A 21,816-nucleotide genomic window follows, 5' to 3' on the forward strand; every position below is an offset into this window, starting at 1 on the left:
GGCGGCCGCTCGGGCTGTGCTGGAATCCGACCGGTTCGAACGCAGTCCGCACAACCGCCTGCTGAGCGCCGAGGCCGAGGTGGGGCTGACCGCACTCCTGCGGGGCGGGGCAGGGACGATCGCCCGGGAACCCGACGAGGACGAACTCAAGGCGCTGCCACGCGGCGACGTTCGAGTCCGGGCACGTGACTGTCTGGTCCTTCACAATCTGCGGCTCGTGCACTCCCTCGTGCGTTCGCATCTGAACCAGGGCCTCGACTACGAGGACCTCGTGCAGCACGGCGTACTCGGGTTGATGCGGGCCACGCGGAAGTTCGACCCGACCATGGGCAACAAGTTCTCCACCTACGCCACCTGGTGGATCCGGCAGGCCGTCACCCGGGCCATCGCGGACGAGGGCGCGTTGATCCGGATCCCCGTGCACATGCACGAACAGATGCGCAAGGTGGCCAGGGCCGAGCGCAGCCTGGCCGCCGAGGGGCGGTACGCGAGCACGGCCGACGTCGCGGTGCGGTGCGACATGACCCTGCAGAAGGTGGAGGAGATCCGCCGCCTGACCCGTCGCACCGACTCCCTGGACCGCGTCATCGGCGACGGCGCGACCCTGGGGGACTTCGTGGCGCGGACGCACCTCCTGCCGTCGGTCGACCGGCAGGTGATCGGTGCCCTGTTCGCCGAGGCCGTCTTGGACGTGGTGGACACGTTCACCGAGCGCGAGGCGCGGATCCTCGTGCGGCGGCTCGGCCTGGACGGGGACGAGCCCACGACGCTGGACGACCTCGGACGCGAGTTCGGCGTCACACGGGAGCGGATCCGGCAGATCGAGGTCAAGACGCGTCCTCTGCTGCGGGAGCGGGTGCGCGCGGCGGGGCTGGTCGGTCTGGACGCCCTGTGCGAGGAGGCCGAGCGCGCCGCGGAGAAGGCGGCCGAGGCCAAGAGGGCGGCACGTTACGTCCGTGCCACCCACGCGGCCCGCACGGCCCGAGCTCGGTTCGCCCTCCGCAGGGCCAGGGCGGAACGCCTGGCCCAGGTCAGGCGGGAGCGGGAACAGCAGCAGGAACAGGTGGCGGATAGCGAGCCCGTGGCGGAGGCCTCGCCGCAGACCTCCGTGGTGGAGGAGAAGGCGGAAGCCGCCGACCTGTCGACCACCGTCGACGAGGCGAGCGGCCGGGACGAGGCTGACGCGGAGGCCGGGGAAGCCGCTGAAGCCGGGGCTTCGATGACCGTCGCCGCCGACTGGGAACGCGCCTGTCGGATGGCGGGAGCACCCGTCGACCAGGTCTCGTGGCTCGCCGACTACGTGCGAACGGCGTTGGGAGACGAGGGCCTGGCCGCGCTGATGGGACAGTCGGCCGCCGACGTGGTGGTGCGGGACGCCCCGGGGAACGGACGACTTCCGCGTGAGGTGCTGACCGCGCTGGAGGTGCTGCGCCGGGTGCTTGACGCCCTGGTGGAAGCCGGGCAGCGACCGGACGACTTCTTCGACCGCCCCGCCGAATCCCTGCGAGGGGCGACGCCTCGCGGCTATCTCGCGGCCAGGCCGCTGGTGAACCGCGAGTCGCGACTGGCCGTGCGTGACAGCCTGCGGGAGCTGCTCGCCGCGGCGCCCTCCGGTGACCGGGCGGTGGAGGAGCCGGAACGGACACGCAATGGCGCCCAGGCTCAGGAATCGGTGAGCGGAGCCGACAAGGCCGAGCTGGCGCCGGTCGTGGGGGAGAGCAACGCCCCGGCTACGCCGCAGACGACCGCCGACTGGGACAAGGCCCTGAGACTGACGCAGCCGCCGCTGGGCGGGGGAGTCTCCTGGCTCGCCGAGTACGCGCTGCTGGCTCTCGGGCATCTGCAGTTGACCGTACTGCTCGGGCCTTCCGTGACGGATGCCGTTGTGCGGTCGGCCCGGCAACGGGGGATGCTCGACCGGCCCGTGGTGGAGGCGCTTGAAGTCCTCAAGGCGGTTCTTGACGCAGTCAAAGACGCAGGTCTGCGACCCGAGCACTTCTTCGAGCGGCCTGTCACCGCGCTGGCCGGGGCGACTCCCCGGTCCTACCTGGCCTCGACGCCGCTGGTGCGGGCCGGGTCGCGAGCCGCCGTCCGTGAGGCCTTGCGGGAGTTCGTCGCCGGACGTCCGGCAACCTTCTCCTCGGCAGGATCCGTTCCGGCCGAACAGCCGCCGGTCGTTGTCGAGTCCTCACCTACCGAAGCCACGGCCGGAGCCGGAGCCGGATCAGAAGCCGAGGCCGGAGCCGGAGCGAAGACCGAAACCAAACCCGACGCCGCCTTCGACGCAAGCCCCGACGCCGACGCCGACGCCCGCGCTCGGCACGAGAGGGCCCTCGCGACGCTCGCGCAGGAACACGAGCGACGGCTGGGCGCGGTTCGCGATGCGGCCGACGAGCGGGTGGCGGCGGTCCGCGCGGAGGTCGAGAGACAGCTCGACGCGCTCGAAGAGGAGCTGCTGCACCGCGCCGACCGGGCACGGGAACGGCATGCGGCCCACGTGCGGCGCCAGGCGGAGGCGCGCGTCGCGGAGCTGGAGGAGCGGCATCGTGAGGCCTGCGCGGCGTTGCTGCGCAGGGCCGAACTCGCGGAGGAGGTCGCCCTTGACGCGTCGGACGGGGAACAGCGGGCGCATGACCTGGAGCGGCGGCTGTACGACTACCGCGAGGGCGCGGAGACCCGGATCAGGGAGCTGGAGTCCCGCCTGAGTGACGCCGAGACGGTCGCCGTCGAGCGGGAGCGCACCGCCGGTGCCTGGGCCGCCGAGCTGGAGACCCGGCTGCAGGCGGCAGAGGGAGCCGCCGAACTGCGGGAGCGGGCCGCGAAGTCGGCACTGGAGGAGTACCGCCAGGACACGCAGTTGCGTGTCGCCGAGACCGAGGCGCGGCTGCGGGACGCCGAGGCGGCGGTCGCTCAGCGGGACCTGTTCGTCCAGGCGGCCCGCCGGCGTGCCGAGGAAGCCGAGCAGGAGGCGGCCCAGCGGATCGCGCAGAGCGAGCACAACGCCTGGCTGCGCGTCACCGACCTGCAGACACAACTCAGCGACCTGCAGACCCGGCTCACCGATGTGCAGACACAACTCGGCGATGCACAGGGGCAGCTGGCCGCGGCGCAGGCAGCAGCTGCGGAACGCACGTCGATCCGGGACCGCTGGCGCCGTACCTGAGTCGTCGCCGCCCGTGCGGCGCCACCTCCGTCCCTGCTTGCCACCCTCACCTTCGCTTCGTCCGATCACCTCATGCACTCGACACACCCCAGGAACGCCATGGACCCCCGACAGGAACTCGTCTCCTACCTCCGGCGGCAGCTGGTCGGCCCGGCCGAAGGCGAACACGAGACACTCGACGCCCCGCCCGACCGGCAGTACCTCATGGGAACCCTCTATCCGCAGGAAGCCGATCTCCAGCGCCAGTTGGAAGCGGCCGCAGAGGAACTGGAAGGTGCCGGTACGGAGACCCGGGCCGAGGACGCCGCGCCTGCCTCCGACCCTGTCCCCGAGTCGAACTCGTGGCTGCCCTCCTCCCTCGGGTTCAGCTTCTACACCGACGCGGACACCGTGGAAGTCGACTGCTCGGCCGCGCGCTACGAGACCCGTGCCGGCACGAGCGAGCGGGGCCGTAGCTGGCAGCGGGTCCCCCTGCCGGCCGAGACGCACCGGCTCACACCCGATCGCGATCAGGTCACGGTCCTGGACGGCCGGGCCGAAATCCGGGTCCGGCACCGGACGTTCGGCACCGGCAAACTCATCACCGTCGCCCTGGTGAACTCCGCCCGCCACGAACCCGGACTGGGCAAGTCCGCCCACTGGGACCGGATGCTGTTCCAGGTGGAGCTGCGGGCCCGGCCCGTGGACGGCAGGGTGCTCCAGTACCCCAGCGTCCGACTGGCGAGCCGCGATCCGGAGGAGCAGGAACTCCGCCTCCAGTACCGCCACGTCCGCACCCATGCCGTCGGCCACGGATGCGCGGTGGCGGAACGGCGCGACGACGCCGGGGAGCAGGTGACCGAGCTGAGCGCGGCCGTCATGCCGGAGGCCGAGGTCACCGGCGTACGCGCCGCGGGGCTCAGTGGCTCGCCCGTGCTGGATCTCCTGCACCTGGCCGACCCGGCCGTACCGGTCGAGCAACTGCGAGAGGAGCTGGCCGAGTTCGCCGCGCACTACCGGGCCTGGTACGTGGGGCAGCTGAACGAGGACGTTCCCGCATGGGGACGCGACGCCGCCGCCCGCATCCTCGACCGAATCGGCGCGGCCGTCACCCGCATCGAGTCGGGGGTCCGCACCCTCTGCGACCCCCGCCGCCCCGAACTGCTGCACGCCTTCCGTGCCGCCAACCGCGCCATGGCCCTGCAGATGCGCCACTCCGCGGCAGATCTCGCGGGTACCCGGCGCTCGCCCGGCGAGGCGGTGCCGCCGGACCCGGAGCCGTACCAGGGGGCCACCTGGCGCCCGTTCCAGCTGGCGTTCTTCCTGCTCGCCGTGGACGGCACGGCCGATCCGCGGCACCCGGACCGGGCCGTGACCGACCTGATCTGGTTCCCGACCGGTGGTGGCAAGACCGAGGCGTACCTGCTGCTGGCCGCCTTCGCCATGGTGCTGCGGCGACGCGAACCGGGCGGCGGAGGCACGGCCGTACTCAGCCGCTACACGCTCAGCCTGCTCACCACCCAGCAGTTCCAGCGCGCCGCCACCACCGTCTGCGCTCTTGAGACGCTGCGCCGTGCCGAACCGGCGGTGTACGGAAGCGAACCGTTCTCCATCGGTCTGTGGGTGGGCGAGACCACCACCCCGAACACGTACGACAAGGCCCGCACCGCCTACGAGAACGCGCGCCAGGCCGCCCAGCCCGACGACGTCTTCATCCTCGACCGCTGCCCCTGGTGCGGCACCCGCATCCTGCCCGCGCACAAGTCACCCGACGCGGGCGACTACGGGGTGCGCGCCACGGCCGACTCCTTCGCCTTCTTCTGCCCGCGGCGTGAGTGCGTCTTCCACGACGAACTGCCCGTCGCCGTCGTGGACGAGCACCTCTACGACCGGCCGCCGACGTTCGTCCTGGGGACCGTGGACAAGTTCGCCCGGCTCGCCTGGGAACCGCGGGCGGGCCGGCTGTTCGGCGCGCGGAGCGGCGCCGGCGTGGGAAACCTGCCTCCCTCGCTCGTCATCCAGGACGAGCTGCACCTGCTCACCGGCCCGTTGGGCACCACCGTCGGACTGTACGAGTCGGCCGTCCTCGGGCTGTGCGTCGGGCCCGACGGCACCGGACCCAAGATCGTCGCCTCCACCGCGACCATCCGCCGCTCCGGGGAGCAGGTCCGCGCCCTGTACGGCGGGAACGTCCAGCTCTTCCCGCCCGCCGGTCTCGACGCCCGCCACTCCTACTTCGCCGAACCCGACACCTCCAGGTCCGGCCGCCGCTACCTCGGCGTCATGGCCCAGGGGCACACGGCCGGCCGTGCCGCCGTGGCCACCGCCGCCGCGTTGCTCCAAGGCGCGTGGGAACTCCCCCTGGAGCACCGGGACGCCTATTGGACGCTGGTCGCCTACCACCACAGCCTGCGGGAGCTCGGCCGTACGGTCACGGCCGCGGCCGACGACATCCCCGCCCAGCTCGCCGGACTCGACACGGGCAACGGCGTTCGGGCTCTGCCGGACCACCAGGTGCAAGAACTGACCAGCAACCTCCCGCGGGCCGAACAGCCCGTGCTGCTGGACCGGTTGGAGAAGGACTGGGACGACCCGCAGTCGGTGTCCTTCCTGCCCTGCACGAACATGCTGTCCGTCGGCGTGGACGTCAAGAGGCTCGCGCTGATGCTGATGCAGGGGCAGCCCAAGACGACCGCCGAGTACATCCAGGCCACCAGCCGGGTGGGTCGGCACACGGTGCCCGGCCTCGTCGTGACGTTCTTCAACGCGACGCGCCCCCGGGACCGTTCGCACTACGAGACGTTCGACGTGTACCACCGGTCCTTGTACCGGCACGTGGAGCCCACCAGCGTCACCCCCTGGTCGGTGCCCTCCCGCCGGCGGGCCCTGCACGCCGCGCTGGTCGTCCTCGTCCGGCACCGGCTGGGGCTCGCCGCCGAGAACCAGGCCGGGCAGGTCCTGGACCGCATCCCCGAGCTGGAAGCGCTCGCCGATGAGCTGACCACGCGTGCCGTGACCGCCGAACCAGGCATCGGCGACGAGGTGCGGGCGGAGCTCGCGGCTCTGATCGCCGACTGGGAGGACGCGGCCCGGCAGGCCCACAAGGACGGCCGCGAGCTGTACTACCGCAGTCAGGGCAAGGGCCAGTCCAACCTGATCAAGAGCTTCGAACAGAACTACGGCCTCTGGGAGACACCGAACTCCATGCGCAACGTGGACCGGGAGTGCCAGGTGACGGTGAAGGGAGCGGACCTGTGAGCCGCACACTGCGGGTACGGCAGTCGCAGACGGTGGTGCCGTTCGGCGTCGGAGCCGTTTTCGACATCCAGGGTGAGTCCTTCGTCGCCACCGGCATCGGAGACTGGTCCCCCAAGGGCAGGCAGCGGGTCGAGTCCGCCCGTCTCGCCTCCCGTCTGGGTGTCACCGGGTTCTACGCCGCCCCGGCGACCGCGAACGACCGCTTCGACGTCCCGGACGCGCCCGGGGCGCCGTACATCCGCTTCCCGTCCTGGCTGTTCTGCGGGTCCTGCCGGCGGATGAAGCGCTGGCGGATCGCCGACGAGAAGCCCGGTCAGCCGCCGCGCTGCCCCTCCTGCTCACCGGCCCGGACGCTGGCGCCCATGCGGTTCGTACAGATCTGCCGGGCCGGACACCTCAGCGACGTCGACTGGTGGTTCTGGGCCCACTCGCGGCGCGACGCCGGTGAACGTCGACGGTGTGAGGAGCGGGACCGGCTGAGGTTCCTGGTCTCGGAACGCGCCTCCGGCCTCGAGGCGCTGTCCGTGACCTGCTCCGCCAAGGGCTGCGGTGCGTCCCGCGACCTGCTCGACATCCTCGGCACTCACGGCATGCGCTGCTCCGGACGCAACCCGTGGCAGCGGGCGAACGAACGGGTGGAATGCCTCAGGCCGGTGCAGATCGTGCAGCGCACGGCCGGCAACCTGTACTACCCGATCGTGCACTCGGCCCTCGACATCCCCGAGAGCGACGCACCGGCGGTTCACGGCGACGAGGCCGTCGTGGCCAAGGTGCGAGAGCACGACCTGTGGGTCCCCCTGTGTCGGGTGGCCGCGACACCGCGGGCCGCGGCGTTCCGCACGATGATCCAGGAGGACACCGGAGCCGACGACGCCCTCCTGGACGCACTGATCGCGGAGGAGACGGGGGAGGCCCAGCCTTCCCCGGAGGCGCCGTCGTCCGATCCGCAGACCGGTCCGGCCGCTCCGGCCCGCCCCGACCTCAGCCGTGAGGAGTGGGCCGCCTTCACCGCCCCGACGCCGCCCGCCACCCGGGACTTCGCGTTGCGCGAGACCACCCTCGGCCTGGCGGGGGAGAGCGCCGACCCCTGGGCCGCGCTCGACCGCCGCTTCGGCAGGATCGTCCTCGCCGACCGGCTCCGCGAGGTGCGCGTCCTGTCCGGCTTCACGAGGGTCTCCCCCGACGCGACGGTGGTGCCGGCCGACACCGCCCGTCGCCTCAAGTGGATGCCGGCCGTCGAGGTGTTCGGCGAGGGAATCTTCCTCAGCCTGAATCCGGCCGAACTCACCGGCTGGGAGGCGGACGGGGAGGTACGCAAGCGCGTCAGCGGTATGCGGGCCGACCTGGACCGCTCCTTCCAGCGGGACCGCCTGGAAGCCCTCACGGGACCCGAACTCGCCCCCCGGTTCGTCCTCCTGCACACGCTCGCGCACCTGCTCATCCGCCAGCTCTCCTTCGAGTCCGGCTACACCACCGCGAGCCTGCGCGAGCGCGTCTACGGCCGCCCCGAGCAGGACCAGTACGGCATCCTCGTCTACACCGCCGCAGGGGACGCCGAGGGGACCCTCGGCGGACTCGTGCGCCAGGGCGAGTCCCCACGGCTCGCGGAGACACTGCTGCGGATGACGGAGGCCGCCGCCTGGTGTTCCGCCGACCCCCTGTGCTCCGAACACACGGGCCAGGGCTTCGGCAACCTCAACCGCGCGGCCTGCCACGCCTGTGCCCTCCTGCCGGAGACCAGTTGCGAGACCGGCAACACCCTCCTGGACCGGACTCTCGTCGTCGGCGGCGAGCACGTACCCGGATACCTGGAGCCGATCGTCACCGCCGCACGGGCCGCCGCGGCAGACGCGCTGGAGGAGTCGTGACCGTCACCTACCTCGACCTCACCCCCGACCAGCGGGCCGGTCTCGACGCCCTGCCCTTCGACGGCAACCATCTGGTCAGCGGGCCGCCGGGCAGCGGCAAGAGCCTCTTGGCCGCTCAACGGGCCGTCATGCTCAGCCTCACCGGTACCCCGGTCGCCCTGCTCACCCGCTCCAACCTGCTCCGGCAGTCGCTGGCCGCGACGGTCCACGCACTGGCCCCGGCCGACCGGAGTGTGCGGGTCACGACGGCACACGCCTGGCTCGCTGAGTGGTACGGCGGCAAGGCTCCGAGCACCGCGGACGGTTGGTACGACTGGAGTGCGCTGTTTGAACGGGCAGCCGACACCGATCCGGTGCCGGGGCTCACCCTGGTCGTCGACGAGGGCCAGGACCTGCCGCCCGAGTTCTACCGGCTCTGCCGGATGCTGGGCGCCCGCCTCACGGTCTTCGCGGACGAGTGCCAGCGTCTCACCGAAACGCACTCCACCCTCGCCGAGATCGCCGGAAGGCTCGGCCGCTGCGCCCGCCACGACCTGGACGGGAACCATCGCAACACGGCGCAGATCGCGTCCTTCGCGGCTCATTTCCGCACAGGGGCAGCTACGCCGCTCCTGCCCGACCGGCAGGGCCCACCGCCGCGGCTGCACCGGTTCCCCGAGCGGGGCGCGGCCGATCTGCTGGCGCTGCTCGCCGAGCGGCACCCCGGGGACACCATCGGTGTGATCGTCAATTCCAAGCACACTCAGTTTTCCTTGCTGGGCAGCCTGTCACGCCGGGCACCACGGCTGAAGCCCCAGCTGTACACGTCGGACGCCAAAGGGGGCCAGTACCGCAATCTCGACCTCGGCCGTCCCGGCATCGTCATCGTCCACCGGGCCAGCGCCAAGGGCCTGGGCTTCGACACCGTCGTCATCCCGGACACCCACACGGACGCGGCCGCCGACCCGACCTCGGCGGCTCTGCGCATGACGTACTACGTCCTCGCGACCCGCGCCCGGCGTGAACTCCATCTCGGTTACGAAGGGACTGCGGAACCCCCGCTGCTTGCCCAGGTGGGAAGAGGACACCTGATGCGGGGCTGACGGTCGCCCGGCCGTGGGAGGGTGATCGCGCGCTTATGGTTAATGCGTACGATGTGCAGGTGCGCAACACCGACTACACCATCAGGACCGCCACCCTTGCCGACCTGGACGCGGCCCGTGCCGTCATGCTCGACACCGTCTACCGCGACTTCGGGACCGGATACGTGCCCCGGTGGCACCGGGACGTCGTCGATCTCGAGGGTGCGTATCTGAGGTCGGAGCGGCACACCCTCCTCGTTGCCGTCGCCGCCGACGGCGAGGTCGTCGCCACCGGTGCGCTCGACTCCCGCGGCCCCGCGCACCCCCCGAATCCCGCGCATGTCGCCGAGCGTTACCCCTCCGCAGTCACCGCGCAGCTGCGGCGGGTGTACGTCCGGCCCGAGCATCGGCGGCGTGGGCTCGCTCGTCGACTTGTCGATGAGTTGCTGGCGTTCGCCGTGGCCGACGGGGGATACCGGGCCGTCTATCTGCACACCGACCCCGCGGTCACCGGGGCCGAGCCCTTCTGGCGGTCGTTGGCCAAGGTGGTGCACGACGAGCGGGAGGATGCCGGGGGCGGGCAGGGGATCGTGCACTTCGATGTGCCCCTGGCGGGACTGGCGGGACTGGCCGGATTGCCCGAGGCCAGGTAGGCGTGAAAATCATTTTCATGTAATCTCCGGTTGCTGTCGCTCGCCCGCCTGCCCGCCCTCCCTGATCGATCCGAGGACCATGCGCTCCCACCGCCGCCCCCGGCTGCTCGCCCCGTTCCTGCTCGTCCCGTTGATGGCCGGCTGCTTCGCCTCAGGAGGCGGCGGCGACTCCGCGTCCGGTGACGGGAAGGACGGCGACGGCGCCCGTCTCCGCGTCGCCCTCACCTTCCCGCCCGCCGAGAAGCTGTCGCCCTACGGCGCCGACGCCACCCTGCTCAGCCGCCTCGGCGTCACCGAGGGACTCACCGCCCTCGACGCCAACGGGTCCGCCGCCCCCGCGCTCGCCGAGTCCTGGCGCAGGGACGGGGAGAAGTCCTGGGAGTTCACCCTCCGCGACGCCACCTTCCAGGACGGGAGCGACGTCACCCCTGCCGCGGTCGCCGACTCCCTCGCCCACGCCACCGACGCCGAGCCCGCCCCGGCCGCCCTCGCCGGCGTCGCCCTGAGTGCCGAGGCCAGCGGTGACCGGGTCGTCCGGATCACCACCGCCGAGCCCGACCCGGTGCTGCCCCTGCGGCTCTCCAGCCCGAGCCTCGGCATCCTCTCCGCCAAGGCCTATGAGAAGGGGAACGGCCGCGTCGACCCCGTCGGTCACGCCACCGGCCCCTTCGAGCTGACCGAGGTCAACGGCGCCACCTCCGCCTCCCTCGACCGGTTCGACGACTACTGGGGCGGACGCGCCCAGGCCTCCGGCATCGACGCCCGCTTCATCGCCGACGGCACCGCCCGCGCCAACGCCCTGCGGACCGGCGAAATCGACATCGCCGAGGCCGTTCCCGTCGCCCAGGCGGCCTCGCTCGACGAGAAGACCCGGCGCGACACCGCCACCACCCGGACCACCAGCCTGCTCCTCAACGCCTCGGCGGGAACTTTCAAGGACGCCGGGCTGCGGGCCGCCGCCCGAGGCGCGCTCGACACCTCCGTGTTCGCCAAGGATGTCTACGAGGGGTACGGCGATCCCGGTGCCGGTGTCTACGGGCCCGCCGTCACCTGGGCGGAAGGCAAGCGGACCGCGCCCGTCGGGCGGGCGGCCGCCAAGAAGCCCGGGGACGGGGACACCATCACCCTCGCCACCTACGACAACCGGCCCGAGCTGCCCGAGGTCGCCCAGGTCGTCAAGCAGCAGTTGGAGAAGGCCGGGTTCACCGTCAAGCTCACCGTGCGGGAGTACTCGCGGCTCGAAGGCGACGCCCTGGACGGGAAGTTCGACGCCTTCGTGCTTGCCCGGAACACCCTCCTCGACACCGGTGACCCCGTAGCCGTCCTGGCCAGCGACTACACCTGCGGCGGCGGCTTCAACATCGCCCAGCTCTGCGACAAGGGTGTCGACCGTGCCGTCGCCGACGCCGAGAAGATCGACGACACCGCGAAGCGCCAGGACGCCGCGATGGCCGCCGAGGCACGCATCCTCGGCAGCGACGCCGTCGTGCCGCTCGTGCACCAGCGCATCATCACCGGCGTCGCCGATTCCGTGCAGGGCGTGATCCTCGATCCGTACGAGCGCACGCTCGTCGGCACCGGCACCCGGCGCTGAACCGTGCTGCAGCGGGTGGCCGCCCTGGCCTGGCGGGTCGTGCTCGCGGGTGGGCTCGTGTGCGGGGTCGGGCTGTTGCCCTGGCTCACCCGCACCGACCCCGCGTACACCGTCCTCAAGGCGCGGTCCGCCGAACGTGAGCCCACGCCCGAGGTGCTCGCCGACATCCGGCGACAGCTCGGGACCGACGGCGGGCCCCTGCACATGCTCACCGGCTGGCTGGGCGGGCTCGTGCGCGGGGACGCCGGGCGGTCGTGGATCTCCGGCGCGGACGTCCTGCCCGACGTGACGCGGGCGCTCGGTGCCTCGCTGCTGCTCATGGGTGTCGCGTTGTTCGTCGCCGTGCTGACCGCCGGGGCGATCTGCGCGCGCACCCTGCGGCTCGGGGCCCGGCGGCGGCTCGGTGGGCGGCGCGGGGGCGGGAGCCTGTCCGCCGTGCTCGCCTCGCTGCCCGAGTTCCTCGTCGCCTCCGTGCTCGCCACCGTCGTCGGGGTGCAGCTGGGGTGGCTGCCCGCGCTGGGGTGGTACGGGCCCCAGTGGACCGTGCTGCCCGCGCTCGCCCTCGGGCTGCCCGCGGGTGCCGTGCTGGGGCGGCTGCTCGACGATCTGCTGCCCGGTGCCTTCGGCGAGCCGTGGGCGCTGGCCGCCGCGGCGCGTGGACTGACGGGCCGGTCCATCGCCCGTCAGGCCCTGCGGCGGTGCGTGCCCGCGCTCTTGCCCAACCTCGGACTGTTCGTCGTCGGGTTGACCGGTGGGGCCGTTGCCGTCGAGCAGGTCTTCGACATTCCCGGACTCGGGCGCACCACACTTCAAGCCGCCCTCGCCCAGGATCTTCCCGTCCTCCAGGCCGGGACCCTCGCCCTCGTCCTGCTCGCCGCGCTCGCCACCGGCGCCACCCGCGTCGCCGCACGGCTGCTCACCGGGCCCGCGCTGCGCGACGGCGCCCTGTCCTCGCTGCACCGGCCCACCCCGCCCGGCGGGGGAGTGCTGCCGCTGGTCTACGGTGCCCTCCTGCTCGCCGTCGTCGGGTTCGGGCTCGCCCGTGATCCGCTCGCCCTCGACACCACGGAGCGGCTGCGGGCGCCCTCCCTCGACCATCCCTTCGGCACCGACGCCCTCGGGCGCGACCTGCTCGCCCGCGTCGGCCACGGGGCGCTGGACACGCTGTTCCTGGCCGCCGCCATCAGCGCCGCCGCCCTGCTGGTGGGTGTACTGCTCGGGCTGGTGCCCCGGATCTCCGCGCCCCTCGTCGACACCGTCAACGCCGTACCGCCCGTGCTCGTCGCGCTGCTCGTCACCGCCGTCGCCGGGAACGGGACGGCCACCCCCGCGCTCGCCGTGGGCGCCGTCGCCTGGGCGCCGCTCGCCGCGCACACCTCCTCCCTGCTGCGGCAGGAGCGCGCCACGCTGCACATCACCGCCAGCAAGGGGCTGGGCGCCGGGCGGGGCCATCTGCTGCGGCACGAGTTGCTGCCCGCCGTGGCGCCGCCGGTCCTCCGGCACGCCCTGCTGCGGCTGCCCGGGATCGCCCTCGCGCTCGCCTCGCTCGGGTTCCTCGGACTCGGCGCCCAGCCGCCGTCCCCCGAGTGGGGGCTGCTCCTCGCCGAGAACCAGCCCTACGCCGAGCGCGCCCCCTGGGCCGTCCTCGCCCCCGCCGCCGTACTCGCCCTGCTCGGCGCGCTGGCCGTCAGCGCGGCGGGTGGGCTGCGCCGACGGCCCACAGCAACGTCCCCTCGTGAGACCGAGGCGGCCGAGCGGCGGTCCGCGGTGGAGACGGAGCAGGAACCGACCGGAGTCGGAGTCCGGTGACATGACCTCCACGTCCGCCGCCGCCACCGGTGGGCGGTCCGGGCAGGTGCCCGGCCGTCGTACCGCCCCGTTCGCCACGCTCTCCCCGCTGCTCCGGCTACTCATCCTCACCCAGCTCGCCTTCAACGTCGGCTTCTTCGCCGTGCTGCCCTTCCTCGCCGAGCATCTGGGGCAGTCCGTCGGCATGGCGGGGTGGCTGGTCGGATTCGTGCTCGGGCTGCGGACCTTCAGCCAGCAGGGGCTGTTCGTGGTCGGCGGGGCGCTCGCCGACCGGTACGGCATCCGGCCCGTCGTGCTCGCCGGATGCGTGCTGCGGATCGCCGGGTTCGCCTGGCTCGGATTCGCCGAGCGGACCTGGGCCGTCGTCGGTGCCGTCCTGCTGATCGGGTTCGCCGCCGCGCTCTTCTCGCCGGCCGTCGAGTCCGAGGTGGCCCGGCAGGCCGTCGTCCGGGAGGAGGAAGGGGGCGGGGACCGGACGCGGGTGCTCGCGCTGTTCACCGTCGCCGGGCAGGCCGGTGCATTCGTCGGGCCGCTGCTGGGGGCGCTGTTGCTCGCCGTCGACTTCCGTACCGCTTGCCTCGCCGGGGCCGGGGTCTTCGTGCTGGTCCTCGTCGGGCACGCGTGGCTGCTGCCGCAGCGCGTTCCCGGGCGGGCCCGGGTCCGGATGAGGGGCGGGGCCCGGCTCGTGCTGCGCAACCGGCGCTTCCTCGCGCTGTGCTGCGCCTACGGTGCCTACCTCCTCGCCTACAACCAGCTCTACCTGGCCCTGCCCGCCGAGGTGGAACGGGCCGCCGGTTCGCAGGCGCCGCTGGCCTGGCTGTTCGCGCTGTCGTCGCTGCTGGTGGTGACCGCGCAGTTGCCGGTGACCCGGTGGGCGGGGGAGCGGCTGGCGCGGCGCCGGTCGATGGTGGCGGGGCTGGTGCTGATCGCCGTGGGGTTCGCCGTCGTCGGCCTTGCACGGCCCGCGGGGTGGACGGGGGCGGGTGGGCTGCTGCCCGCCGCCGGGTTCGTCGTCCTGCTCACTTTCGGGCAGATGCTCGTCGCGCCCGTCGCCCGCGCCTGGGTGCCGGACCTCGCCGAGGACGGGCGGCTCGGGCTGTACACCGGGGCGCTGTCCTCGCTCTCCGGGATCGTCGTGCTGGCCGGCAGCTCCGCGACCGGACTGCTGCTGGACACCGGGCTGCCGGTCGCCGTGCCGTGGCTGGTGCTGGCCGCCGTACCGCTGGTGGCGGCGGGGACGCTGCCCCGGTGGGCGCACCGGGGCGCCGGGGCCGCCGCACCGACCTCCTCCACGGCCGGGTCGGGCCGGCCCCAGGTGTAGTGACCCGCAGGGTCGTTCACGCGGCGCGCACGGAGGGCTCCGCGCGGTTGATACGGGCGAGGGTGAGCTGCGTGCCGGACGTGCCGTTCGTGCCGGCTGACCGCCTCGCGCGCCGTGCCGGTGAGCCCGCTCAGACCGTCGCGCCCACCGACCCCGAGGGGCGCGCCGAGATCCGCCCGACCCGGAGGAGTCCGGCACGTCCGGCACGCCCGGCACGAGCGGCGTCGGGCAGGCTCACTGCGCGACGAGTTCCCGCATCGCCGTGGCAGGTGCCGCGGGAATCCGCGACCGCCGCCACAGCCACCGTACGTCCCGCCCGAACGACCACACCAACAGGCCCAGCGCCACCGCCACCACTCCGGCGTTCCCCGCGCGCGGCAGCAGTTCCGCACCCGCGAGGAGCAGCAGGACGCCCTGGAGCGCGGCCACCGTCTTGCGGGCCGTGCTCGCCGGCAGCGGGGCGGTCAGCCACGGCCACACCCGGGCCGCGGCCACGAACACGTACCGCATGCCGCCGATCAGCAGCACCCACGGGCCCAGGTCCAGCGCGACGTACACGCTCAGCACCAGGATGAGGAACGCGTCGACCTCCATGTCGAAGCGCGCGCCCAGCGGTGTCGACGTGCCCGTGCGGCGGGCGACCTTGCCGTCCACGCCGTCCAGGATCAGGGCCACGGCCGTCAGTCCGACGAGGAGGGAGACGGGCGGCGCGCCGCGGAAGGAGTCCGCGACCAGGGCGGTGACCCCGCCGACCAGGGTGGCCCGGCCGAGGGTGACCCGGTTGGCCGGGCCGAACGACGGCAGCCGGGAGCGGTGCAGGGCCCGGGAGAGCACCGCCCAGCTCGCGAACGCGAACGCCAGGCCGGTCAGCCAGCCCGCCGTGCCCATGCCGATCGCGGTGCCGAGCAGCGCCAGGAGCAGGATCTGCGCGCCCGCGCCGACCGCCGTCTCCTGCTGAACGGACCTCGCGGGACAGGCGTCGTACGCGTCGTCCGTGTGGTTCAGGTTGATCAGGGCCACCGAACATCCTCCGGCCGTGTGACAGAGTCGATCAACGCCGCTACCTTGTGCGCGGCTTGTGCATCCCTCGGTACGTGAGTGGCTTCCCGACCGTTCAGGAGGACTTCCGATGACACGCAGGGCACGTGCGTTCTGGCTCGAAGCGCCGGGGCGGGGCGCGATCCGCGAGGTGGAGCTGCCGGTACCGGGCGCGGACGAGGTGCTCGTGCGCGCCCTCTTCAGCGGGGTCAGCCGTGGCACCGAGACCCTCGTCTTCGGCGGCCGGGTGCCGGAGAACCAGTACACGGCGATGCGCGCGCCGTTCCAGGAGGGCGACTTCCCCGGGCCGGTGAAGTACGGCTACCTCGGCGTCGGCGTGGTGGAGGAGGGGCCCGAGCCACTCGTCGGGCGCACCGTGTTCTGTCTCCACCCGCACCAGACCCGGTACGTCGTCCCCGCCGCGGCCGTGACGCCGGTACCGTCCTCGGTCCCCGCCGGGCGGGCCGTGCTCGCCGGCACCGTCGAGACGGCGGTCAACGCCCTGTGGGACGCGGCGCCGCTGATCGGCGACCGGGTCACCGTGGTCGGCGGCGGCATGGTCGGCTGCTCGGTCGTCGCCCTGCTGGCCCGATTCCCGGGCGTGCACGTGGAGTTGGTCGACACGGACCCGGCCCGGGCGGAAGTCGCCGAGGCGCTCGGTGCCGGTTTCGCGTCCCCGGACGACGCCGCCGGCGACCGCGATCTCGTCGTGCACGCCAGCGCGACGGAGGCCGGGCTCGCCCGTTCGCTGGAGCTGCTGCGGCCCGAGGGCACCGTCGTCGAACTGAGCTGGTACGGCGACCGGCGCGTCGCCCTGCCGCTGGGCGAGGCCTTCCACTCCCGGCGCCTGACCCTGCGCGGCAGCCAGGTCGGCACCGTCTCCCCGGCCCGCGCCGCCACCCGCACCTACGCCGACCGCCTCGCCCTCGCCCTCGAACTGCTCGCCGACCCGGCGCTGGACGCGCTCGTCACCGGCGAGTCCGCCTTCGCCGAACTGCCGGAGCTGATGCCGCGGTTGGCCTCGGGAGAGATTCCCGCACTGTGTCACCGGGTCCGCTACGACGGGGAGGACACCGGCGCGGGCGCCCACAGCGGCGCCTGACCTTGAGGAAAGACGTAAGGCCCACTGAACAGGGGAAGACATCCGGCCGTAATAGACGGCACCCCGCGCAGCGATCGGCGGGGGACCAGACGCGCCACACCTGGAGGGTCGTCCGTTGTTCAGCATCACCGTCCGCGATCACATCATGATCGCCCACAGCTTCCGCGGCGACGTCTTCGGCCCCGCGCAGCGCCTGCACGGAGCGACGTTCCTGGTGGACGCCACCTTCCGGCGCGAGCAGCTGGACGAGGACAACATCGTCGTCGACATCGGTCTGGCCACCCAGGAGCTGGGTGCCGTCGTGGGCGCACTGAACTACCGCAACCTCGACAACGAACCCGACTTCGCCGGCGTCAACACCTCCACCGAGTTCCTGGCCAAGGTCATCGCCGACCGGCTCGCCGAGCGCGTACACAGGGGAGCGCTCGGCGAGGGTGCCAAGGGGCTGGCCGGGCTCACCGTCACGCTGCACGAGTCGCACGTCGCCTGGGCGAGTTACGAGCGCGCGCTGTGACCGGCACGACCGCCGCCGGGCGGACCCGGCTCGCCTACGTCCCCGCCCAGCTGCCGGGGACGGCCCAGGCCCAGGCCCAGGCCCAGGCCCCGGTCCCGGCCCCGGTCCCGAGGAACGGGGGGATCGTCCCCATGTCCCTGCGATCCGTGCACTTCGTCATGCCGGGCGGCGTCGACGACCCGGCCGCGCCCAGTGGCGGCAACGCCTACGACCGGCGGGTCCGGCTCGACCTGCCCGGCTTCGGCTGGCGGGTACGGGGGCTGCCCGTGCCCGGCGACTGGCCCCGGCCGGACGACGCCGCCCGCGCGGAACTCGTCCGCGTCCTACGGCGGTTGCCGGACGGCGCGGTCGTCCTCCTCGACGGCCTGGTGGCCTGCGGGGTGCCGGAGGTCGTCGTCCCGGAGGCCGAACGGCTGCGCATGGCCGTCCTCGTCCACCTCCCGCTCGGCGACGAGACCGGCCTCGACCCCGGCGTGGCGGCCGACCTGGACGCCCGCGAACGCACGGTGCTGCGTGCCGTCCCGGCCGTCGTCGCCACCAGCGACTGGGCGGTGCGCCGCCTCGTCTCCCACCACGGCCTGGACCCGGGCCGGGTCCACGTCGCCGCCCCCGGCGCCGACATCGCGCCCCTCGCCCCCGGCACCGACGGCGTCTCCCGGCTGGTCTGCGTCGCCGCCGTCACCCCGCGCAAGGGCCAGCACCGACTGGTGGAGGCACTGGCGTCCGTGGCCGACCTGCCGTGGAGCTGCGTGTGCGTCGGCGGGCTCGCACAGGAACCGGACTACGTCGACCGACTGCGGGCGCTGATCGCGCGGCACGGTCTGGAGGAGCGGCTGGTGCTCGCCGGACCGCGGGCCGGTGCCGACCTGGACGCCGCCTACGCCACCGCCGACCTGATGGTCCTCACCTCGTACGCCGAGACGTACGGGATGGCGGTGACCGAGGCCCTCGCGCGTGGCATCCCCGTGCTGGCCACGGACGTCGGCGGCCTGCCGGAGGCGGTCGGGCGCGCGCCCGACGGCGGCGTGCCCGGCATCCTCGTCCCGCCGGAGGACCCCGCCGCGCTCGCCGCGGAGCTGCGCGGCTGGTTCGGCGAGCCGGACGTACGACGGCGGCTCAAGGCCGCCGCCCGCGGTCGCCGCGCCGCCCTGAACGGCTGGGCGAGCACGGCCCAGAGCCTGGCCGGCGTGCTGCACCGGCTGCCGGGCGAACCGAGGAGGGCCGCATGACCACGAGCAAGCCGGCCGCCCCGGCCGGAGGCGCCGTCCCGGCACCGACCGGAGGCGCCGCCCCGGCCCGGCCCGGCCCACCGGACGCCACCGGCTCCCGTCACGCCGTCGCCCCCGCCGCGGGCCCGGCCCGGCCGGACGCCGGACGCCCCGTGGAGTGGCCCGCCTCCGGCCTCGGGGGCGGCCCGGGCGAGGACTGGACGGTCCCGTCCGTTGACCGGCCCGAAGGCGGCGGCCCCGCCCGCCCCGCGACGCAGCGGCAGCGGCCGGACGGCGCCGCCGAGCGGACGGAGGACCGCGCCGAGCGGCCCTCCACCGGGCCGGCCGCCGACGGGCAGGCGCGGTCCGCCGACGGGCAGGGGCGGTTCGGATCCGGGCGGTCCTCTGCCGGGCCGGTCACCGACGGGCACGGGCGGTCCGCCGACGGGCGTGCCACGGTCCGCCTCCGCGGAGCGCCCGCGCGCGAGCACCCCGACGAGCCCCCGCGCTACGCCCCCGAGTGGCTGCGGCTGCGCGAGCCCGCCGACGCCGCCGCGCGGGCGCACGACCTGCTCGACCCGTTGCGGATCAGGCTCGCCAACCTGCCCGGGCGGGCGGACGGGCTGGTGGTGCACGACCTGGGCTGCGGCACCGGGTCGATGGGACGCTGGCTGGCCCCGCTGCTCGACGGCGCCCAGCACTGGGTGCTGCACGACCGGGACCCCTACCTCCTGCACTTCGCCGCCGTCGCCGCCCCGCGCACCGCCGCCGACGGCAGCCGTGTGACCGTCGAGACGCGGCGCGGGGACCTCGCCCGCCTCACTCCGGACGCCCTGACCGGCGCCGCGTTGGTGACGGCGTCCGCACTGCTCGACGTCCTCACCACCGAGGAGGTCGGCAGGCTCGCCGCCGCCTGTACCGCGGCCGGCTGCCCGGCGCTGCTGACCCTCTCCGTCGCCGGACGCGTCGACCTCACGCCAATCCACCCCCTGGACGCCGAGATCACCGAGGCCTTCAACGACCACCAGCGGCGCACCGGCATGCTCGGTCCGGACGCGGTCACCGCCGCCGCCGAGGCCTTCGCCGGGCACGGCGCCACCGTACGGGAGCACCCCAGTGACTGGCGGCTGGGACCCGACGAGGCCCGGCTCACCGCCCAGTGGCTGCGAGGCTGGGTCGGTGCGGCCGTCGAACAGCGCCCGGAACTCGGACCGCGGGCGGACCGGTACCTGGAGGAGCGCCTCGCGGCCTGCGCGGCCGGGGAGTTGCGCGTCGTCGTCCACCACACCGACCTGCTGGCGCTGTGCCGGCCGACGGGCGGGGCCCCGTGAGCGCACCGACGCTGCCGACGGTGTCGGCCCTACCGGCGCGGGAACTGCCGACGGCGGTACGCCCGCACACCCCCACCGGCGGCACGGCTCCCCGCCGCCGCGCCCTGCGCGCCCACCTCGGCACGCTCGCCGGCACCGCGGTCCTCGCCGTGCTCGTGTGGCGGCTGGGGACCGGCGCCTTCCTGGACGGGCTGCGCCGGATCGACGGGCCCACGGTGCTGGCGGCCCTCGGGATCGGGCTGGTCACCACGGTGTTCAGTGCCTGGCGCTGGGCCCTGGTCGCCCGGGGACTGCGCATTCGGCTGCCGCTCGTGGCGGCCGTCGCCGACTACTACCGCGCCCTGTTCCTCAACGCCGCCCTGCCCGGCGGCGTCCTCGGCGACGTGCACCGAGCGGTGCGGCACGGGCGGAGTACCGGAGACCTGGGGCGGGGCGTGCGGGCCGTCGTCCTTGAACGGGTCGCCGGGCAGCTCGCGTTGATCGGTGTCGGCGTCGGCGTCCTGCTCACGATGCCCTCCCCGGTGCTCGACGAGGTACGGCACCTCGCACCCCTCGCGGCCCTGGCCCTGGCCGGCGCGCTCGCCGTCGTCCTCGCCCTGCGCATGAACCGGGCCCCCGCTCGCCGGGGCCGGGCCTTGCGGAAGACGCTCGGTGCGGCAAGGGACGGGCTGCTGTCCCGGCGGAACCTGCCGGGCATCGCCCTCTCCTCCGTCGTCGTGCTCGCCGGACACCTCACGATGTTCGTGCTCGCCGCCCGGGTGGCCGGCAGCGCGACCTCCGTCGCCACGCTCACGCCGCTGGCCGTGCTGGCGCTACTCGCCATGGGGCTGCCGCTGAACGTGGGCGGTTGGGGCCCCAGGGAGGGCGTCACCGCCTGGGCGTTCGGCGCGGCGGGGCTCGGCGCCGGCACCGGGCTGGGCGTGGCGGTGGTCTACGGCGTGCTCAGCCTCGTGGCGAGCCTGCCCGGCGCCGTCGTCCTCGTCGTACGCCGGCACGCAGTGCGCTACACCCGCTCGCCATCGGAGCCATCGGAGCCATCGGAGCCATCGGAGCCGTCAGAGCCGTCAGAGCCGTCAGAGCCGTCAGAATCGCCAGCGCCGCCAGCGCCGCCAGAATCGCCGGCGCCGCTGGAGCGGTCGGACCCGGTCACCGGCACCGCCGTCTCGGTCGTCAGCAGCGCGAAGTATTCCCCGAAGGAATCCGCCAGGCTTGCCAGCAGTTCCTTCCCCTTTTCCGCCGAGCCCAGTGAAGGACGCCCGATGACACCGGAATCGGTGTAGGCGGACATACCGAGGGAGAGCAGATGACGCCGGTCGTCCGCGACGAAATCGGCGGCCTCGTAACCGGGCCTGACCAATTCGGGATGCTTGTGCAGAAGAATGGAGGTCTCGATTTCCCCCGCGTGCATGTCGGTGAGCAGCGAGGTGACCACCCCCGCCCGCCGGCGCGCCGTCTCCCAGTCCTCCGCGGCCGGGAACAGCGCCATCCGCTCACCGCGTGCCGAGGACTCCTGAACGACGTTGCCCAGTACGTAGTTGCCGCCGTGCCCGTTGATCACCACCAGGGTCTCGACACCCGAGCGGCGCAGGGAGTCCGCTATGTCGCGCACCACGGCGTGCAGGGTCACGGCGGAGATGCTGACGGTCCCCGGCCAGCCCGCGTGCTCGTGCGAGCAGCCGATCGTCACCGGCGGCAGCAGGTGCACCGGATACGCGTCGGCCGCCGCCCGGGCGACGGCGCACGCGACGAGCGTGTCGGTCGCCAGCGGCAGATACGGTCCGTGCTGCTCGTAACTCCCGACCGGCAGCACCGCGACCTGTCGCGGAAGCTCCGAGCCCCGTTCGCGCACGTCTTCGCTCGTGTCCGTCGGCACCAGTGAAAAATCCATTCCCGCACGGCCTTTCATCTCGGTTGAGC

14 protein-coding genes and 1 pseudogene are annotated in these 21,816 nt (G+C 73.7%); 13 read left to right on the plus strand and 2 right to left on the minus strand.

The features are described from left to right. The first annotated feature begins 16 nt into the window (after positions 1 to 16). From C4J65_RS30245 to C4J65_RS30280, 8 genes are all read left to right on the plus strand, one after another. On the plus strand, positions 17 to 3,163 hold the full coding sequence (locus tag C4J65_RS30245; protein ID WP_162833419.1) for a sigma-70 family RNA polymerase sigma factor: 3,147 nt from the start codon (positions 17 to 19) through the stop codon (positions 3,161 to 3,163). Between the two features lie 99 nt (positions 3,164 to 3,262). After that, on the plus strand, positions 3,263 to 6,400 hold the full coding sequence (locus tag C4J65_RS30250; RefSeq protein ID WP_115745271.1) for a helicase-related protein: 3,138 nt from the start codon (positions 3,263 to 3,265) through the stop codon (positions 6,398 to 6,400). Beyond that, on the plus strand, positions 6,397 to 8,268 hold the full coding sequence (locus C4J65_RS30255; RefSeq protein WP_115745272.1) for a DUF1998 domain-containing protein: 1,872 nt from the start codon (positions 6,397 to 6,399) through the stop codon (positions 8,266 to 8,268). The genes C4J65_RS30250 and C4J65_RS30255 overlap by 4 nt, the downstream gene beginning before the upstream one ends. Next, the gene (locus tag C4J65_RS30260) at positions 8,265 to 9,350 is read left to right on the plus strand and encodes a DNA helicase (protein ID WP_115745273.1); all 1,086 of its coding nucleotides are present in this window, start codon (positions 8,265 to 8,267) and stop codon (positions 9,348 to 9,350) included. The genes C4J65_RS30255 and C4J65_RS30260 overlap by 4 nt, the downstream gene beginning before the upstream one ends. 59 nt (positions 9,351 to 9,409) lie before the next feature. Next, a complete protein-coding gene (locus C4J65_RS30265; protein ID WP_115746702.1) occupies positions 9,410 to 9,982 on the plus strand; it encodes a GNAT family N-acetyltransferase in 573 nt (190 codons plus the stop codon). Between the two features lie 79 nt (positions 9,983 to 10,061). Further along, complete coding sequence (locus tag C4J65_RS30270) at positions 10,062 to 11,576, plus strand: ABC transporter substrate-binding protein (protein WP_115745274.1); 1,515 nt, start codon at positions 10,062 to 10,064, stop codon at positions 11,574 to 11,576. A 3-nt stretch (positions 11,577 to 11,579) separates the two neighbouring features. Next, positions 11,580 to 13,385: an ABC transporter permease subunit gene (locus C4J65_RS30275; protein WP_115745275.1), complete on the plus strand. Its 1,806-nt coding sequence runs from the start codon at positions 11,580 to 11,582 to the stop codon at positions 13,383 to 13,385. A gap of 1 nt (position 13,386) precedes the next feature. Further along, a complete protein-coding gene (locus tag C4J65_RS30280) occupies positions 13,387 to 14,706 on the plus strand; it encodes an MFS transporter (RefSeq protein ID WP_115745276.1) in 1,320 nt (439 codons plus the stop codon). A 234-nt stretch (positions 14,707 to 14,940) separates the two neighbouring features. On the opposite strand, the gene C4J65_RS30285 is transcribed toward C4J65_RS30280, so the two are convergent. Continuing rightward, positions 14,941 to 15,717: a CDP-alcohol phosphatidyltransferase family protein gene (locus tag C4J65_RS30285; RefSeq protein WP_162833643.1), complete on the minus strand. Its 777-nt coding sequence runs from the start codon at positions 15,715 to 15,717 to the stop codon at positions 14,941 to 14,943. 118 nt (positions 15,718 to 15,835) lie between these two features. Between C4J65_RS30285 and C4J65_RS30295 the strand changes: the two genes are divergently transcribed. From C4J65_RS30295 to C4J65_RS30315, 5 genes are all read left to right on the plus strand, one after another. Further along, a complete protein-coding gene (locus tag C4J65_RS30295; RefSeq protein ID WP_162833420.1) occupies positions 15,836 to 16,846 on the plus strand; it encodes a zinc-binding alcohol dehydrogenase in 1,011 nt (336 codons plus the stop codon). A 115-nt stretch (positions 16,847 to 16,961) separates the two neighbouring features. Next, positions 16,962 to 17,360 carry a 6-carboxytetrahydropterin synthase gene (locus tag C4J65_RS30300; RefSeq protein WP_115745279.1) on the plus strand — a complete coding sequence of 133 codons (399 nt, stop codon included), beginning with the start codon at positions 16,962 to 16,964 and terminating at the stop codon, positions 17,358 to 17,360. 50 nt (positions 17,361 to 17,410) lie between these two features. Next, positions 17,411 to 18,589, plus strand: coding sequence for a glycosyltransferase family 4 protein (locus tag C4J65_RS30305; RefSeq protein WP_240330659.1), 1,179 nt, complete (start codon positions 17,411 to 17,413; stop codon positions 18,587 to 18,589). Further along, the gene (locus C4J65_RS30310; RefSeq protein ID WP_240330555.1) at positions 18,586 to 19,899 is read left to right on the plus strand and encodes a hypothetical protein; all 1,314 of its coding nucleotides are present in this window, start codon (positions 18,586 to 18,588) and stop codon (positions 19,897 to 19,899) included. The genes C4J65_RS30305 and C4J65_RS30310 overlap by 4 nt, the downstream gene beginning before the upstream one ends. Next, positions 19,896 to 21,179 carry a lysylphosphatidylglycerol synthase transmembrane domain-containing protein gene (locus C4J65_RS30315; RefSeq protein ID WP_240330556.1) on the plus strand — a complete coding sequence of 428 codons (1,284 nt, stop codon included), beginning with the start codon at positions 19,896 to 19,898 and terminating at the stop codon, positions 21,177 to 21,179. Before C4J65_RS30310 ends, C4J65_RS30315 begins: the two co-directional genes overlap by 4 nt. On the opposite strand, the pseudogene C4J65_RS30320 reads toward C4J65_RS30315, so the two are convergent. Beyond that, positions 21,146 to 21,805, minus strand: a pseudogene (locus tag C4J65_RS30320) (creatininase family protein); the annotation flags it as partial. The gene C4J65_RS30315 and the pseudogene C4J65_RS30320 overlap by 34 nt on opposite strands. Positions 21,806 to 21,816: the final 11 nt, after the last annotated feature.

It is taken from the genome of Streptomyces sp. CB09001, assembly GCF_003369795.1.
Lineage (GTDB): Bacteria > Actinomycetota > Actinomycetes > Streptomycetales > Streptomycetaceae > Streptomyces.

Coding starts and splice junctions, on each gene's coding strand:
- C4J65_RS30280 (WP_115745276.1), top strand. CDS start 13,387: ATGACCTCCACGTCCGCCGCCGCCACCGGTGGGCGGTCCGGGCAGGTG.
- C4J65_RS30250 (WP_115745271.1), top strand. CDS start 3,263: ATGGACCCCCGACAGGAACTCGTCTCCTACCTCCGGCGGCAGCTGGTC.
- C4J65_RS30310 (WP_240330555.1), top strand. CDS start 18,586: ATGACCACGAGCAAGCCGGCCGCCCCGGCCGGAGGCGCCGTCCCGGCA.
- C4J65_RS30270 (WP_115745274.1), top strand. CDS start 10,062: ATGCGCTCCCACCGCCGCCCCCGGCTGCTCGCCCCGTTCCTGCTCGTC.
- C4J65_RS30295 (WP_162833420.1), top strand. CDS start 15,836: ATGACACGCAGGGCACGTGCGTTCTGGCTCGAAGCGCCGGGGCGGGGC.